The 13,936-nt window shown below is 69.1% G+C and carries 10 protein-coding genes; 5 read left to right on the top strand and 5 right to left on the bottom strand.

What is annotated here, in order from left to right:
* The first annotated feature begins 30 nt into the window (after positions 1 to 30).
* Together adh and ABAZ39_RS11055 are read left to right on the top strand one after the other, a co-directional pair.
* Positions 31 to 1,551: an aldehyde dehydrogenase gene (gene adh, locus ABAZ39_RS11060; protein ID WP_035679551.1), complete on the top strand. Its 1,521-nt coding sequence runs from the start codon at positions 31 to 33 to the stop codon at positions 1,549 to 1,551.
* 98 nt (positions 1,552 to 1,649) lie between these two features.
* Positions 1,650 to 2,033, top strand: a complete 384-nt coding sequence (locus ABAZ39_RS11055) for a DUF779 domain-containing protein (RefSeq protein WP_038529350.1) — start codon at positions 1,650 to 1,652, stop codon at positions 2,031 to 2,033.
* 259 nt (positions 2,034 to 2,292) lie between these two features.
* Here ABAZ39_RS11055 and cysS read toward each other — a convergent pair whose 3' ends face one another.
* Both cysS and gltX read right to left on the bottom strand, forming a co-directional pair.
* Positions 2,293 to 3,666, bottom strand: coding sequence for a cysteine--tRNA ligase (gene cysS / locus ABAZ39_RS11050; RefSeq protein ID WP_038531290.1), 1,374 nt, complete (start codon positions 3,664 to 3,666; stop codon positions 2,293 to 2,295).
* Between the two features lie 75 nt (positions 3,667 to 3,741).
* Complete coding sequence (gltX, locus tag ABAZ39_RS11045; protein ID WP_038529348.1) at positions 3,742 to 5,085, bottom strand: glutamate--tRNA ligase; 1,344 nt, start codon at positions 5,083 to 5,085, stop codon at positions 3,742 to 3,744.
* Between the two features lie 378 nt (positions 5,086 to 5,463).
* On the opposite strand from gltX, the gene ipdC reads away from it, so the two are divergent.
* The 3 genes from ipdC (at position 5,464) to ABAZ39_RS35525 (ending at position 8,283) form a co-directional block, all read left to right on the top strand.
* Positions 5,464 to 7,101 (top strand): indolepyruvate/phenylpyruvate decarboxylase, encoded by a 1,638-nt coding sequence (ipdC, locus tag ABAZ39_RS11040; RefSeq protein WP_038529346.1) that lies wholly within the window; start codon positions 5,464 to 5,466, stop codon positions 7,099 to 7,101.
* A gap of 206 nt (positions 7,102 to 7,307) precedes the next feature.
* The gene (locus ABAZ39_RS11035; RefSeq protein ID WP_038529345.1) at positions 7,308 to 7,877 is read left to right on the top strand and encodes a hypothetical protein; all 570 of its coding nucleotides are present in this window, start codon (positions 7,308 to 7,310) and stop codon (positions 7,875 to 7,877) included.
* Between the two features lie 157 nt (positions 7,878 to 8,034).
* Entirely contained in the window at positions 8,035 to 8,283 is a 249-nt protein-coding gene (locus tag ABAZ39_RS35525; protein WP_144243507.1) for a hypothetical protein, read from the top strand.
* Between the two features lie 79 nt (positions 8,284 to 8,362).
* On the opposite strand, the gene ABAZ39_RS36840 is transcribed toward ABAZ39_RS35525, so the two are convergent.
* From ABAZ39_RS36840 to ABAZ39_RS11020, 3 genes are all read right to left on the bottom strand, one after another.
* Positions 8,363 to 11,077, bottom strand: coding sequence for a NahK/ErcS family hybrid sensor histidine kinase/response regulator (locus ABAZ39_RS36840; RefSeq protein WP_081862969.1), 2,715 nt, complete (start codon positions 11,075 to 11,077; stop codon positions 8,363 to 8,365).
* Positions 11,074 to 12,210: a nitric oxide-sensing protein NosP gene (nosP, locus tag ABAZ39_RS11025; RefSeq protein ID WP_063922634.1), complete on the bottom strand. Its 1,137-nt coding sequence runs from the start codon at positions 12,208 to 12,210 to the stop codon at positions 11,074 to 11,076. The genes ABAZ39_RS36840 and nosP overlap by 4 nt, the downstream gene beginning before the upstream one ends.
* Before the next feature lie 290 nt (positions 12,211 to 12,500).
* Positions 12,501 to 13,697, bottom strand: a complete 1,197-nt coding sequence (locus tag ABAZ39_RS11020) for an acyltransferase family protein (protein WP_038529343.1) — start codon at positions 13,695 to 13,697, stop codon at positions 12,501 to 12,503.
* Positions 13,698 to 13,936: the final 239 nt, after the last annotated feature.

Raw genomic sequence — 13,936 nt, 5'->3', positions numbered from 1 at the left:
TCGGGCAATCCGCTTCGGGAGGAAACCGCCGTGATCCATCAGGCCCTGGAAACGCTCAGCAAGCAGGTCGCCATCCGGCCGCGCTACGACAACTTCATCGGTGGCCAGTGGGTGGCGCCGACGAAGGGACAGTATTTCACCAACCTGACCCCGATCACCGGCAAGACGCTGTGCGAGGTCGCCCGCTCGACCGCGGAAGACATCGAGAAGGCGCTGGACGCCGCCCACAAGGCCAAGGACGCCTGGGGCCGCACCTCCCCGGCGGAGCGCGCGCGCATCCTCAACAAGATCGCCGACCGCATGGAGGAGCGTCTGGACGTCCTGGCGCTGGCCGAGACGCTGGACAACGGCAAGCCGATCCGCGAGACGACCCACGCCGACCTGCCGCTCGCCATCGACCATTTCCGCTACTTCGCCGGCTGCGTCCGCGCCCAGGAAGGCACCATCGCGGAAATCGACCACACCACCTACGCCTACCATTTCCATGAGCCGCTGGGCGTCGTCGGCCAGATCATCCCGTGGAACTTCCCGCTGCTGATGGCTGTGTGGAAGCTGGCCCCGGCGCTGGCCGCCGGCAACTGCGTCGTGCTGAAGCCCGCCGAGCAGACCCCGATGGCCATCATGGTGCTGATGGAGATCATCGGCGACCTGCTGCCCGACGGCGTCCTCAACGTCGTCAACGGTTTCGGCATCGAGGCCGGCAAGCCGCTGGCCCAGAGCCCGCGCATCGCCAAGATCGCCTTCACCGGCGAGACGACGACCGGCCGCCTGATCATGCAGTACGCGGCGGAGAACATCATCCCGGTCACGCTGGAGCTGGGCGGCAAGTCGCCGAACATCTTCTTCAACGACGTGATGGCCGACGACGACGAGTTCCTGGACAAGGCGCTGGAAGGCTTCGCCATGTTCGCGCTGAACCAGGGCGAGGTCTGCACCTGCCCGTCGCGCGTCCTGGTGCAGGAGAAGATCTACGACAAGTTCATGGAGAAGGCCGTCGCCCGCGTCGCCGCCGTCAAGCAGGGCAGCCCGCTCGACCCCGCGACGATGATCGGCGCCCAGGCGTCCATCGACCAGCTCGAGAAGATCCTCTCCTACATCGACATCGGCAAGGCCGAGGGCGCCAAGGTGCTGATTGGCGGCGAGCGCGCCCATCTCGGTGGCGAGCTGGAGAGCGGCTACTACGTCCAGCCGACGGTCTTCGAAGGCCACAACAAGATGCGCGTCTTCCAGGAGGAGATCTTCGGGCCGGTTGTGTCCGTGACCACCTTCAAGACCGAGGAAGAGGCGCTGGCCATCGCCAACGACACGCTCTACGGCCTGGGCGCCGGCGTGTGGAGCCGCGACGGCAACCGCGCCTTCCGCATGGGCCGGGCCATCCAGGCCGGCCGCGTGTGGACCAATTGCTACCACCTCTACCCGGCCCACGCGGCCTTCGGCGGCTACAAGCAGTCGGGCATCGGCCGTGAGACCCACAAGATGATGCTCGACCACTACCAGCAGACCAAGAACCTGCTGGTCAGCTACAGCCCGAAGGCCCTGGGCTTCTTCTAAGCGTTTTGTCTCCTCCCTGACGACCTTTGGGCCGGCGGCCATTCGGCCTCCGGCCCTTTTTCTCATCCGACGGGCCATTCATTCAGGAGTGTCCGCCCATGGTCGAACGAGTCGTCGCCACACCGGCGGCCCTGGCGCTGATCGAAAAGCTGCGCGGGCTCTACGGGCCGCTGTTCTTCCACCAGTCCGGCGGCTGCTGCGACGGCAGCGCGCCGATGTGCTTCATGGACGGGGAGTTCCGCCCCGGCGGGCAGGACGTGCGGCTGGGGGAGATCGGCGGCTGTCCCTTCTACATGGGGGCGGCGCAGTTCGAATACTGGTCGCACACCCAGCTCATCATCGACGTGGTGCCGGGCCGCGGCGCCAGCTTCTCGCTCGAAGCGCCGGAGGGCGTGCGCTTTCTAACCCGCTCGCGCCTGTTCTCCGATGGCGAGGTGGAGGCGTTGCGGTCCGATCCGGGCGATATGACGAAAAAAGCATAGCGCTGTTTCATGGAATGCGGTATTCAGGATTCGACTTTGGGACTTTCCCAGTCGGCACGGCCTCCGGGCGGTCTGATCCGTGTTCAGACCGGCTCCCCCGCGTGGTGGTGCATATGGAACCGAACTCAGGCGCCTTCCGCGACGGCGGAAGGCGCCTTTTTCGTTGCGTGGGAAAGACGCGGTCCATTGGACCTTTGGATGAGCGGAGGCCGCGGCTTCATGCGCGGCCCCCTTCATCCGATGAACCCCGGCGCGGCGTTCAGGCGCGCTTCCAGGTCGTGCCCTGCGGGCCGTCCTCGAGAATGATGCCGAGGTCGGCCAGCTCCTTGCGGATGCGGTCGGCCTCCGCGTAGTTCTTGGCCTTGCGGGCGGCCAAGCGGTCGTCGATGCGCTGCTGAATGTCGGCGTCGGACAGGGCGGCGGCCCCCTTCGGCGCCCAGCGGAACCATGTCTCCGGGTCCTGCTGGAGCAGGCCCAGCGCCTCACCGGCGGCGCGCAGCGCGCCCTTGGCGGCGGCCTTTCCGGCGTCTCCCGTCGCCTTGTTCACGGCTGAGGCCAGCTCGTGCAGGTGGGAGATGGCGAGCGGGCTGTTGAGGTCGTCCTCCAGCGCGGCCAATACGTCGAACGGCAGTTCGGCGTCCACCGGGGCGGGCTCGCCGCGCAGCGCCTGGTACCAGCGGTCGAGCGTCGCCTTGGACTGCTTCAGCCCCTCGCGGGTGAAGTCCAGCGGCTGGCGGTAGTGGGCGCTCAGCAGCGTCAGGCGGATGGCCTCGCCGGGGAACTCGTCCAGCAGATCATGCACGGTGAAGAAGTTGCCCAGCGACTTGGACATCTTCTCGCCCTCGACGGTCACGAAGCCGTTGTGGACCCAGTAGCGGGCCAGCGGCTCGCCGCCGTGTGCGCAGCGGCTTTGGGCGATCTCGTTCTCATGGTGCGGGAAGATCAGGTCCAGCCCGCCGCCGTGGATGTCGAAGGTGACGCCCAGATGCTCCTTGGCCATGGCCGAGCATTCGATGTGCCAGCCGGGGCGCCCGCGGCCCCACGGGCTGTCCCAGCCGGGCTGGTCGGCGGCGCTCGGCTTCCACAGCACGAAGTCGGAGGAATCGCGCTTGTAGGGGGCGACCTCGACGCGGGCGCCGGCGATCATCTCGTCAAGCGAGCGGCGGGAAAGCTGCCCGTACTCCGCCATCGACGGCACGGAGAACAGCACGTGCCCTTCCGCGGCGTAGGCGTGGCCGCGTTCGATCAGCAGGCCGATCAGGGCGACCATGTGCGAGATGTGGTGCGTGGCGCGCGGCTCGATGGTCGGGCGCAGCGCGTTCAGCGCGTCCATGTCGGCGTGGTAGAGGTCCGCGGTGCGCTTGGTCAGCGCCTCGATCGGCTCCCCGCTGTCGCGCGAGCGGTCGATGATCTTGTCGTCGACGTCGGTGATGTTGCGGACGTAGGTCACCGCCGGGTACAGCCGCCGCAGCAGCCGGAACAGCAGGTCGAACACCACCACCGGGCGGGCGTTGCCGATGTGCGCGGTGTCGTAGACCGTGGGTCCACACACATACATGCCCACCCGGTCCGGAGTCATCGGCTCGAAGCGTTCCTTGCGGCGGGTCAGCGTGTTGTAGAGGTCCAGCGGCACGGCGCCCAATCTCCTGTGAAAGGTTCATCCCCCTCCCCCGCCCAGCGGGGGAGGGCCGGGGTGGGGGAAAGGACTCTAGGCCGTCTCTCCCGCGAGGCGCTTTTGCGCGCGGGTTCGGCCGATCAGGGGTAGCAGGTTCTTCAATTCCGGTCCATGGTCCCGCCCGGTGAGGGCCCGGCGCAGGGGGAGGAACAAATCCTTGCCCTTCCGACCCGTCTTCGCCTTCACCGCACCCGTCCAGGTGCCCCAGGTGGAGAGGTCCCACGGCTCCTCCGGAAGCAGGGCGGCCGCCTCGGCCAGGAAGGCGGGGTCGTCCGCCGCCGGGGCGACCGGGGCGTGGGTCACCGCCCACCAGTCGCGGGCCTCTGCGACGCGCGACAGGTTGGGGCGCACCGCCTCCCAGAAGGCGGCGTCGGCCTCCGTCAGGCCGAGCGCGGCCAGCTCCCCGGACACCCGCTCGAAGGGCAGCAGATGGAGGATGCGGGCGTTCAGCCGCAGCAGCTCCTCCGGGTCGAACTTCGGGGTGGCGCGGGACACCTTGGCGATGTCGAACTCGGCCACCAGCTCGTCCAGCGTCAGCCGCGGCTCGATGGCGTCGGAGGTGCCGAGCTTGGCGAGCAGGCTGGCCAGCGCCATCGGCTCGATCCCCTCCTCCTCGCGCAAGCTGGCCACGGACAGGCTGCCCAGCCGCTTGGACAGGCCCTGTCCCGTCGCGTCGGTCAGCAGCGGCAGATGGGCGAAGACCGGGACCGCCCCACCAACCGCCTCGAAGATCTGGATCTGCACCGCCGTGTTGGCGACGTGATCCTCGCCGCGGATGACGTGGGTGATGGCAAGGTCGGCGTCGTCAACCACGCTGGTGAGCGTGTAGAGCGGGCGCCCGTCCTCGCGGATCAGCACGGGGTCGCTGAGCGCGGAGCCTTCGAAATGCACCGGCCCGCGCACGAGATCGGTCCATTCGACCGGCCTGTGCTCCAGCTTGAAGCGCCAGTGCGGCTTGCGCCCCTCCGATTCGAGGCGGGCGCGGTCGGCGTCGCCCAGGCGGAGCGCCGCGCGGTCGTAGATCGGCGGACGGCCCTGCGAGACGAGGCTGGCGCGCTTGAGGTTCAGCTCCTCCGGCGTCTCGTAGCAGGGATAGAGCCGCCCGCTGGCCTTCAGCGCCGCCGCCACCTCGTCGTAACGGCCGTAGCGGTCGCTTTCCCGCGCGAAGCGGTCCCAGGTCAAGCCGAGCCAGGTCAGATCCCGCTCGATCCCCTCCGCGTATTCCGGCTTGGAGCGCTCCTCGTCCGTGTCGTCGAGGCGCAGCAGGAAATTGCCGCCCGCCTTGCGCGCGAACAGCCAGTTGACCAGCGCGAGGCGCACATTGCCGACATGGAGGAGACCGGTCGGGCTGGGGGCGAAGCGGACGGCGACGGACATGTGGGCATCATTCGAAAGTCGGGAACAGGGCGGCAGTCGTAGCACGCCGCGCGCCGGTCCGAAAGACGCCCATCAGGCGCCGTGGGAGCTATCGCGTTTGGAGAAAAACCCCTCTCCCGCCCCGGGAGAGGGTGGCGCCGAAGGTGCCGGGTGAGGGTCGTCCGAGGATCAAGACGCCAGTCCTTGGAAGCACCCTCACCCTTCCCTCTCCGGGGACGGGAGAGCGGATATCAAGCGCGGCCTCCACCCCTCCACAATTTCCGGCGCATAAGGATTGTTTCGGATGAAACAATTCTTGCGCGGAGCGGTGGCGGAGGCGATGCTGTCCCCCTGTGCGGGTTTTCGACCCGCGAAACCAATTGGAACGGGAGAGCGGCCATGAAGCTGGCCGAAGCCCTGCTGCGCGCGCTGAAGGATCGCGGCGCACAGGCCATGTTCGGGATTCCGGGCGATTTCGCCTTGCCCTTCTTCAAGGTGGCGGAGGAAACGCAAATCCTGCCGCTCCACACGCTGAGCCACGAACCGGCGGTGGGCTTCGCGGCGGACGCGGCGGCGCGCTACAGTTCGACGCTGGGGGTGGCGGCGGTCACCTACGGGGCGGGCGCCTTCAACATGGTGAACGCGGTGGCCGGCGCCTACGCCGAGAAGTCGCCGGTTGTCGTCATCTCCGGAGCGCCGGGCACGACGGAGGGCAACGCCGGCCTGCTGCTGCACCACCAGGGCCGCACGCTGGACACACAGTTCCAGGTGTTCAAAGAGATCACCGTCGCCCAGGCTCGGCTGGACGACCCGGCCAAGGCTCCGGCGGAGATCGCCCGCGTTCTGGGGGCCGCCCGCGCCCTGTCGCGCCCGGTCTATCTGGAAATCCCCCGCAACATGGTCAACGCCGAGGTCGAGCCGGTGGGCGACGACCCCGCCTGGCCGGTGGACCGCGACGCCCTGGCCGCCTGCGCGGACGAGGTGCTGGCGACCATGCGTTCGGCCACGTCGCCGGTGCTGATGGTCTGCGTCGAGGTCCGCCGCTATGGGCTGGAAGCCAAGGTGGCGGAGCTGGCGCAGCGGCTGGGCGTGCCGGTGGTGACCACCTTCATGGGGCGCGGCCTGCTGGCCGATGCGCCGACCCCGCCGCTCGGCACCTACATCGGTGTCGCCGGCGACGCGGAGATTACCCGGCTGGTCGAGGAGTCGGACGGGCTGTTTCTGCTCGGTGCCATCCTCAGCGACACCAACTTCGCGGTGTCCCAGCGCAAGATCGACCTCCGCAAGACCATCCACGCCTTCGACCGGGCGGTGACGCTGGGCTATCACACCTACGCCGACATCCCGCTGGACGGGCTGGTGGACGCCCTGCTGGAGCGGCTGCCGCCGTCCGACCGCACGACCCGCGGCAAGGAACCCCACGCCTACCCGACCGGTCTTCAGGCGGACGGCGAGCCGATCGCCCCGATGGACATCGCCCGCGCCGTCAACGACCGTGTCCGCGCCGGGCAGGAACCGCTGCTGATCGCGGCGGACATGGGCGACTGCCTGTTCACCGCCATGGACATGATCGACGCCGGGCTGATGGCGCCGGGATATTACGCGGGCATGGGCTTCGGCGTGCCGGCAGGCATCGGGGCGCAGTGCGTGTCGGGCGGCAAGCGCATCCTGACGGTGGTCGGCGACGGCGCCTTCCAGATGACCGGGTGGGAGCTTGGCAACTGCCGACGCCTTGGCATCGACCCCATCGTGATCCTGTTCAACAACGCCAGCTGGGAGATGCTGCGCACCTTCCAGCCCGAATCCGCCTTCAACGACCTGGACGACTGGCGTTTCGCCGAGATGGCGGCGGGCATGGGCGGCGACGGCGTCCGCGTGCGCACGCGGGCGGAGCTGAAGGCGGCGCTGGACAAGGCCTTCGCCACGCGCGGGCGCTTCCAGCTGATCGAGGCGATGATCCCGCGCGGCGTGCTGTCCGACACGCTGGCCCGCTTCGTCCAGGGGCAGAAGCGCCTGCACGCGGCGCCCCGGGAGTAGGGGCAGGGGGAGCCGCGTCCGCAGGCTGGCGGCCAGCCTCCCACCGATCGGGCTGGCCCGCTAAGCCGTTGTCGCGCTTGCGCTTGGAGTGAGGTGCCGAAGCGAAATACCCCCTTCGGCACCGCCGCTGCGCAACAATTCGTTAACCATAAAAGCCCACCCTGTCCCTGCTTTCGGGCGAAATTGATTCAGGGACGAGGACGGCGATGACCTGCATTGTTGGCTTGGTGGACGGCGATCGTGTGTGGATGGGCGGTGACAGCGCGGGCGTGAACGGCCTGGACATCACCGTGCGCGCGGACACCAAGGTGTTCCGCAACGCCGATCTGCTGATCGGCTTCACCAGCAGCTTCCGCATGGGCCAGCTTCTGCATTACCGGCTGGAGCCGCCGCACCGCGACCCCGAGGCCGACGTCTTCCGCTACATGGTCGTCGATTTCGTGGACGCCGTGCGCGGCTGCCTGAAGGACGGCGGCTACGCCCACCGCTCCAACGACGTGGAGACCGGCGGCACCTTCATGGTCGGGTACGAGGGGCGGCTCTTTTCGATCCAGTCCGACTATCAGGTGGGTGAGGCGGTGCGCGGCTATCACGCCATCGGCTGCGGGTCCGACTACGCGCTGGGCTCGCTCGCCTCCACGGCCGGCCTGCCGGCGGAGGAGCGGGTGCTGAAGGCGCTGGAATGCGCCGAGCTGTTCAGCGGCGGCGTGCGCGCCCCCTTCACCATCCAGTCGATGGTTCGCCGCCCGCATCTGGCGCTGACCGAAGCGGCGTAAGGCCACAATAAAAATCAGGACTTACCGCGCCGTTTTCGCCATCCGGCAAGACGGCGCGAAGTCGTGCCCGCATTATGGCAAACTGTGCTATAGGGACGGCGCTCCGTCCGCCAGAGATGGAGAAGAAAAAGACCATAAATACAGTGGGTGCTAGAGAATGGTGGATCAAACTGTTGAAGATGCGGATCGTTTTATTGGCGAAGAGTCGTGCGATGTCTCGGGCCGGGTTTCGGGCCGGGTGCATGGCCTGCCGGCTTACTGCAATTCGCCTTACTTCGTGTTTCCGGCGCTGATCCTTTTGCTGATCATGCCGCTGTCGATCATTTTCCACCCGTCCTGGATCGTTCCGCTGGCCGAGCTGTACGCGATCGGCATGATGGTGACGATCATCCGCCTGACGCGCTGAGTCTCCGGGTCTTCCGCCACCCCGGCCCTTCGCTTCCGCTTCCCAGGGAACGGCCGGGGTGGAGGCCCATCGCGTCCCCTTACGCCAGCAGGCCCGTCATCACCGCGCGGAGCTGGGCCGGGCGCACCGGCTTGTTCAGCACATGGCAGCCCTTGGCCTGCGCCTCCTCCACCACCTCGGCGGTGCGGTTGGCGGTGATGAGGACCGACGGCAGGTCCGCCCCGCAGCGCTCGCGCACCCGCGCGATCTCGGTGAAGCCGATCACCCCGTTGTCCAGGTGGTAGTCGGCGAACAGCACGTCCGGCGCCACCGCCCCCAGCCCGGCCAGCGCCTCGTCGCCCGACGACGCCGTGGCGACGCTGCACCCCCAGCCTTCCAGAAGCGCGCGCATCCCGGCCAGCACCGCCGGCTCGTTGTCGATCACCAGCACCCGCGTGCCGGCCAACCGGTTCGAGGCCGTCTGCACCGGCGCCTCCAGAGCGCGCACCGGGCGGGCGTAGCGCCCGAAGGGCACCGTCACCGCGAAGACCGAGCCCCGGCCCGGCTGGGAGCGCACGGTGATCGGGTGGTCGAGCATCCGCGCCACCCGCTCCACGATGGCGAGGCCGAGGCCCATGCCGCGCACCCGCTCGTTGGCGCAGGGCGTGTCGAGGCGGCGGAACTCCTGGAAGATCTCGTCCAGCTTGTCGGCGGGCACGCCGGGGCCGGTGTCCCACACCTCGATCCGCAGGCCCTCGCGGGTCCGCCGGCAGCCGACCAGCACACGCCCGGCGCCGCCCCGCGCCCCTCTCTTCGCCTGGGTGTAGCGCAGGGCGTTGGACAGGAAGTTCTGCAGGATCCGGCGCAGCAGCCGGATGTCGCTGCGCACCACGGCGTGGCTGGGAACGACGCAGAGGTCCAGCCCGCGCTCTTTCGCCACCGCCGCGTATTCGGTGGCCAGCGCGCCGAACAGGCTCTTGATCGGGAAATCGGCGATCTCCGGCCGCACCGCCCCGGCGTCCAGCTTGGAGATGTCCAGCAGCGCCGACAGCAGGTCCTCCACCGAGGCCAGGGCGACGTCGATGTTGTCGACCAGCCCGCGGTTCGGCTCCGGCTGCTCCAAGTCGCCCAGCGCCGAGACGAACAGCCGTGCGGCGTTCAGCGGTTGCAGCAGGTCGTGGCTTGCCGCCGCCAGGAAGCGCGTCTTGGACAGGTTGGCCTGCTCCGCCTCCGCCTTGGCGAGCCGCAGCGCCTCCTCCGCGGCGATGCGCTCGGCGATCTCCTGCTGGAGCTGGCCGTTGAGCCGGGTCAGCTCGGCGGTGCGCTCGACGACGCGGCGCTCCAGGCTGTCCTTGGCGTCTGCCAGCGCCTCCGCCGCCATGCGCCGCTCGGTGATGTCGTGGATCAGGCCGAAATAACCCAACACCTCCGGCTTGCCGCCGCCGCGCCGCTCGCCGAAATGCGGGATGTAGGTGGCGACGGCGTAGCGCGGGGCGCCGTTCTCGCCGGGCAGCTCCAGGTCGAAGGTGACCTCCTCGCCGGCCAGCGCCCGCAGCACGTAGGAGCGCCGCACCTCGTAATAGAGGTCGCCCAGCGCCGCCCACATGGGCTGCCCCTCGATCTCCTCGCGCTTGCGGTTGAACCAGCCCTCGTAGGCCTTGTTGACGAAGCGGAAGCGCTGCTCGGCGTCGACGTAGGCGATCAGCGCCGGCACCGCGTCGGTGACCAGCCGGATGCGCTCCTCGCTGTCGCGCAGCGCCTGCTCGGCGCGCTTGCGCTCGGTGATGTCGGTGAAGGTCAGGACGAAGCCGCCGCCCGGCATGGGGTTGCGGCTGATCTCCAGCACCGTGCCGTCGAGCCAGGGCTGCTCGACGAGGCAGCTCGGCATCATCAGAGCCTTCAGCGACAGGCCGCGGTCGCCGAGCGCCGCGTGGTGCAGCACGAAGTCGGCGAAGCCCGCCCCGCGCTCCGCCACGTTGGCGGGCAGGCGCAGCAGGCCGGTGAAGCGCTCGTTCCAGGCGACCAGCCGCTGGTCGCGGTCGTACACCCCGACCCCTTGGGCGATGTTGTCCAGCGTCGCCTGGAGGAGCGCCGACTTCTCGGCCAGCTCGCGTTCGCGGCGGCGGGTCTCATGCTCCTTGATGTCGGTGATGTCGGTGTAGACGCCGACCACCCCGCCGTCGCGGGTCCGCCGCTCGTTCACCTGGACCCAGCGCCCGTCGGCCAGCCGGTAGACGTAGGGGCCCTTCAGCGCCCGGTGCTGGGCCAGCCGCTCCGACAGCCAGCGGTCGGGCCGCGGGTAGGCGTCGGCGATGGTGCGCGAGGAGGCGGCCAGCTCGGCGATCTCCTGGAAGCGGATGCCAGGCAGGATGCGGTCGCGGATCTCCGGCCACAGGGCCAGATACTTGCTGTTGCACAGCACCAGCCGGTCGTCGGCGTCGAAGATGGCGAAGCCCTCGTTGACCGACTCGATGGCCTCCGACAGGCGGCTGCGCATGGTGTCGGCCAGCTCCTTGGCGCGGGCCAGCGCGCGGTGGCTGTCCTCCAGCTCGCGCAGGGCGCGCTCCAGCTCCAGCGTGCGCTCGCGCACCTTCTGTTCCAGGACGATGGCGGTCTGGAACAGGGAGAAGGCACCCCCCTGCACGTCCATCGACCGCTCGACCCGGTCCATCAGCACCTGGTTGATGCGGCGGAGCTTGGCGTTCTCGCGCTCCAGCGCCTCCAGCCGCTTGTCCTCGCCGGTGACCGGGAGGGGGGCGGGCGATGGATCGGCGGGTGGACGGGACGGTTCCCGCCAGTCGAAGATGAGCGTCATCGCGCACCTATCGCGACACCGGTGAAGGTCTGGTTGACGTGCATGGCGTTGTACTGCTCGCCGTAAGCGCAGAAGCCAACGACGTTGTGCCGCGCCAGCGCCGCCGACATGACGTGCTTGAGCTGCCGCTGCTCCAACTCCAGCCGGCGCAGGATGCAGTCGCAGCCGAGCACGAGGTCCGGCGGCCCGCCGACCTCCGCGGCCAACTTGCGCATCATCTCCTCCAGATTCTCCACCGGATCGACGCCGCGCGCGACGGTCAGCACGATGCCCTCGTCGATGGCGCAGTAGAAGGTCAGGCTCTCGTCGTCGTTGACCTTCTGGATGGAGCGGACATGGTACTCGCCCCCCACCCGCACGACGACGGGATAGGCGGCGAAGATCAGGGGAGTCAGCGGCTCCCCCTCCAGCCCGACCATGCGGGCGTATTCGCGGCCCGCCGGCTCGGCGTTGATCTCGGTGACGATGCGGCGCTGCGGATCGGCGCCGGTCACCACCATCTTGGCGTCGGACGCCACGAAATGCTCGGTCCGGAAGACGACGAAGCGGCGCGCCGTGGTGACCAGCATCAGCACGGCGGCATTGGTGTGGAACCGCCCCTCGTGCAGGACGAAGGTGCGCTCGAAGCGCAGCTCGTCCCCGGCGGAGCCGCCGAACAGCGGAATGTCCATCAGCACGCTGTGCAGCGCGCTGACCACCATCTCCTCCGCCCGCGACATGCCGTCGATCATCAGGAAGGCGAAGCTGCCATGGTCGGGGAAGGCCTCGGTGCGGGCGGCCAGGGCGACGTCGCGCTGCTCCATCAGGCTGCGCAGGACGCGCGGCGCGTCGGCGATGGAGAAACGGTCGAGGTCGTCGATGCGCTGGGTGGCGATGGTGAAATCGGCGCGTGGGAAGCCGATCCCGACCAGCGACCCGGCAGCGTAGCCGAAGGGCGTGATCTCCCCCGCCGTGGTGCAGCCGACCACCGGCACCGGCCCGAACAACTCGGCCAGCGCCGCCGCCAGCTCCGCCTGGTCATAGTGAGCGGAGCAGAAGACCAGCACCATCTCCAGCTCCGCGGCGGCGGCGGGGTCCCGCCCGCACAGCCCCTCGAAAAGGTCCCGCGCGGCGGTGCGGGCGTCCTCCGCCATCGAGACGGCCCTTGGCAGGGATGGGCTGGGCACAGAGGCGCCGGGCACAGAGGCGCTGGGCGGAGCATCGGAGAGGAGAGCGTCCGAGGCCGGATGTCTGGTCACAATGCGGGTCCCGAAAAGCATCGGCATGGCATCCAACACCCCAAACAGCCACCCGACGCCGGAAGGCCGGCCGGGAAACGTGGGCGGATGACCTATAGGTTACTTCAGCGCCGCCCGCCGGGCAAAGCCGGCGCGGGGGTGCGGGTATGCGACCATGGTCTAAGAACGCTTGGCTTTGCCTGCGCTCAGCCGGTCCGGCGGGCCATCGTCTCGCGGCCGCGCGCCGGGGTGCTTCGCTTCTTCGCTTCGCCCGGCGGGACGCCGTTCATCAGGAAGCGCAGCGTCGGCGAACGGCGGACCAGCCCGTGATGGACCGCCAGCGGCACGAACAGCCCCACCGCGGTGATCGCGGCGAATTCCAGCAGCGGCGGCGCGGTGACGGCGAGCAGGGCGAAGCCGGCGGCCATGACCACCAGATGGTGCAGCAGATAGATGGTGTAGGAGGCCTGCGACAGCGCCCGGACCCGGCGGCTCTCCGCCGAGAAGAAGGACTGCGTCAGGCCGAGGACGAAGCGGAAGGCCGACCAGGCGGCGACGGCGCGCAGCGCCTCGTCGAGGAAGCGGACCGGCATGGGCTTCTCCACGCCGACCATGCCGATGTGGATGGCGAAGCACGCCAGATAGGTCAGCGCCACGCCCCAGCTCGCCTTGGCGTAGCGCGCGGCCCCGCCCGGCCAATGGGCGATCAGCACGCCGACTGCGAAGAAGCCCGCCGAGATGACGATGCTCACCGCCGTCGAGTTGGTCGGCACCAGCGGCGTCACCAGAAGGTCGGAGATGTTGTCGAAGCCCAGCACCCCCATCATGACGAGGCTGAGCAGGAGCGGCGGCAGCCAGTCCGGCGGGTCGGCCAGCCAGCGGGCCAGCCCCGGCGCGCGCTCGGCCAGCCGCCGGTGCAGCGCGACCAGCAGCGGGTAGGCGAGACAGAGCGCCAGCACGCTGATGAACAGCTCGACCAGGAACCACAGGTGATAGACGAGCCCGCCGCTCCAGAAGGCCGCGGGGATGGTCTGGGTGAGGAACTCCCCCGCGGTCAGGCCGGGGTCGACCGCGCGGCTTTCCATCCACAACTGTGCGACGTTCAACGTCGCCGCCATGGCGACGAGCGGCACCAGCAGCCGCGAGGCACGCGAGGTCAGCGTCGCCCGCGGCCCGTGGCGGCGCAGGCTGTGGGTGATCAGCAGGCCGGAGATCAGGAAGAAGGCGGGCATGCGGAAGCTGTGGATGAAGTCCGCGAACAGCCCGATCCAGGCGATGCCGTCGGGGGAGTTCATCACCCAGTCGTAGCCCGGCGTGTAGATCAGCGCCGCGTGGTAGGGCACGCCGAGGATCATCAGCAGGCTGCGCGCCGCGTCCAGCGAATGATCCCGTGTGCCGCCCATTCCAATTGATACGCCCGCCGCCGCCATCGCCCTCACCTTTCGGGGTCTCTTTCGTTTCGCCTCTCCGAACGAACGCGCCAGGACATCGTCCGGACGCGCTAGGGGCGGCGGCGCATTCGGGGAACCGAGGTGGGGGTAAGCCGTTCTTGGCGGTTGCGCTCCGTCCGCACCGGCGCGCCGCGGGTTCACGGCGCAAGGGTTCACGGCGATGACCTGAATCTGCTACAAGACCGCTGCGG

It is taken from the genome of Azospirillum argentinense (assembly GCF_000632475.1).
GTDB lineage: Bacteria > Pseudomonadota > Alphaproteobacteria > Azospirillales > Azospirillaceae > Azospirillum > Azospirillum baldaniorum.
The sequence above is the reverse complement of the archived record's forward strand: the minus strand, read 5'-3'. Positions and strand labels throughout refer to the sequence as shown.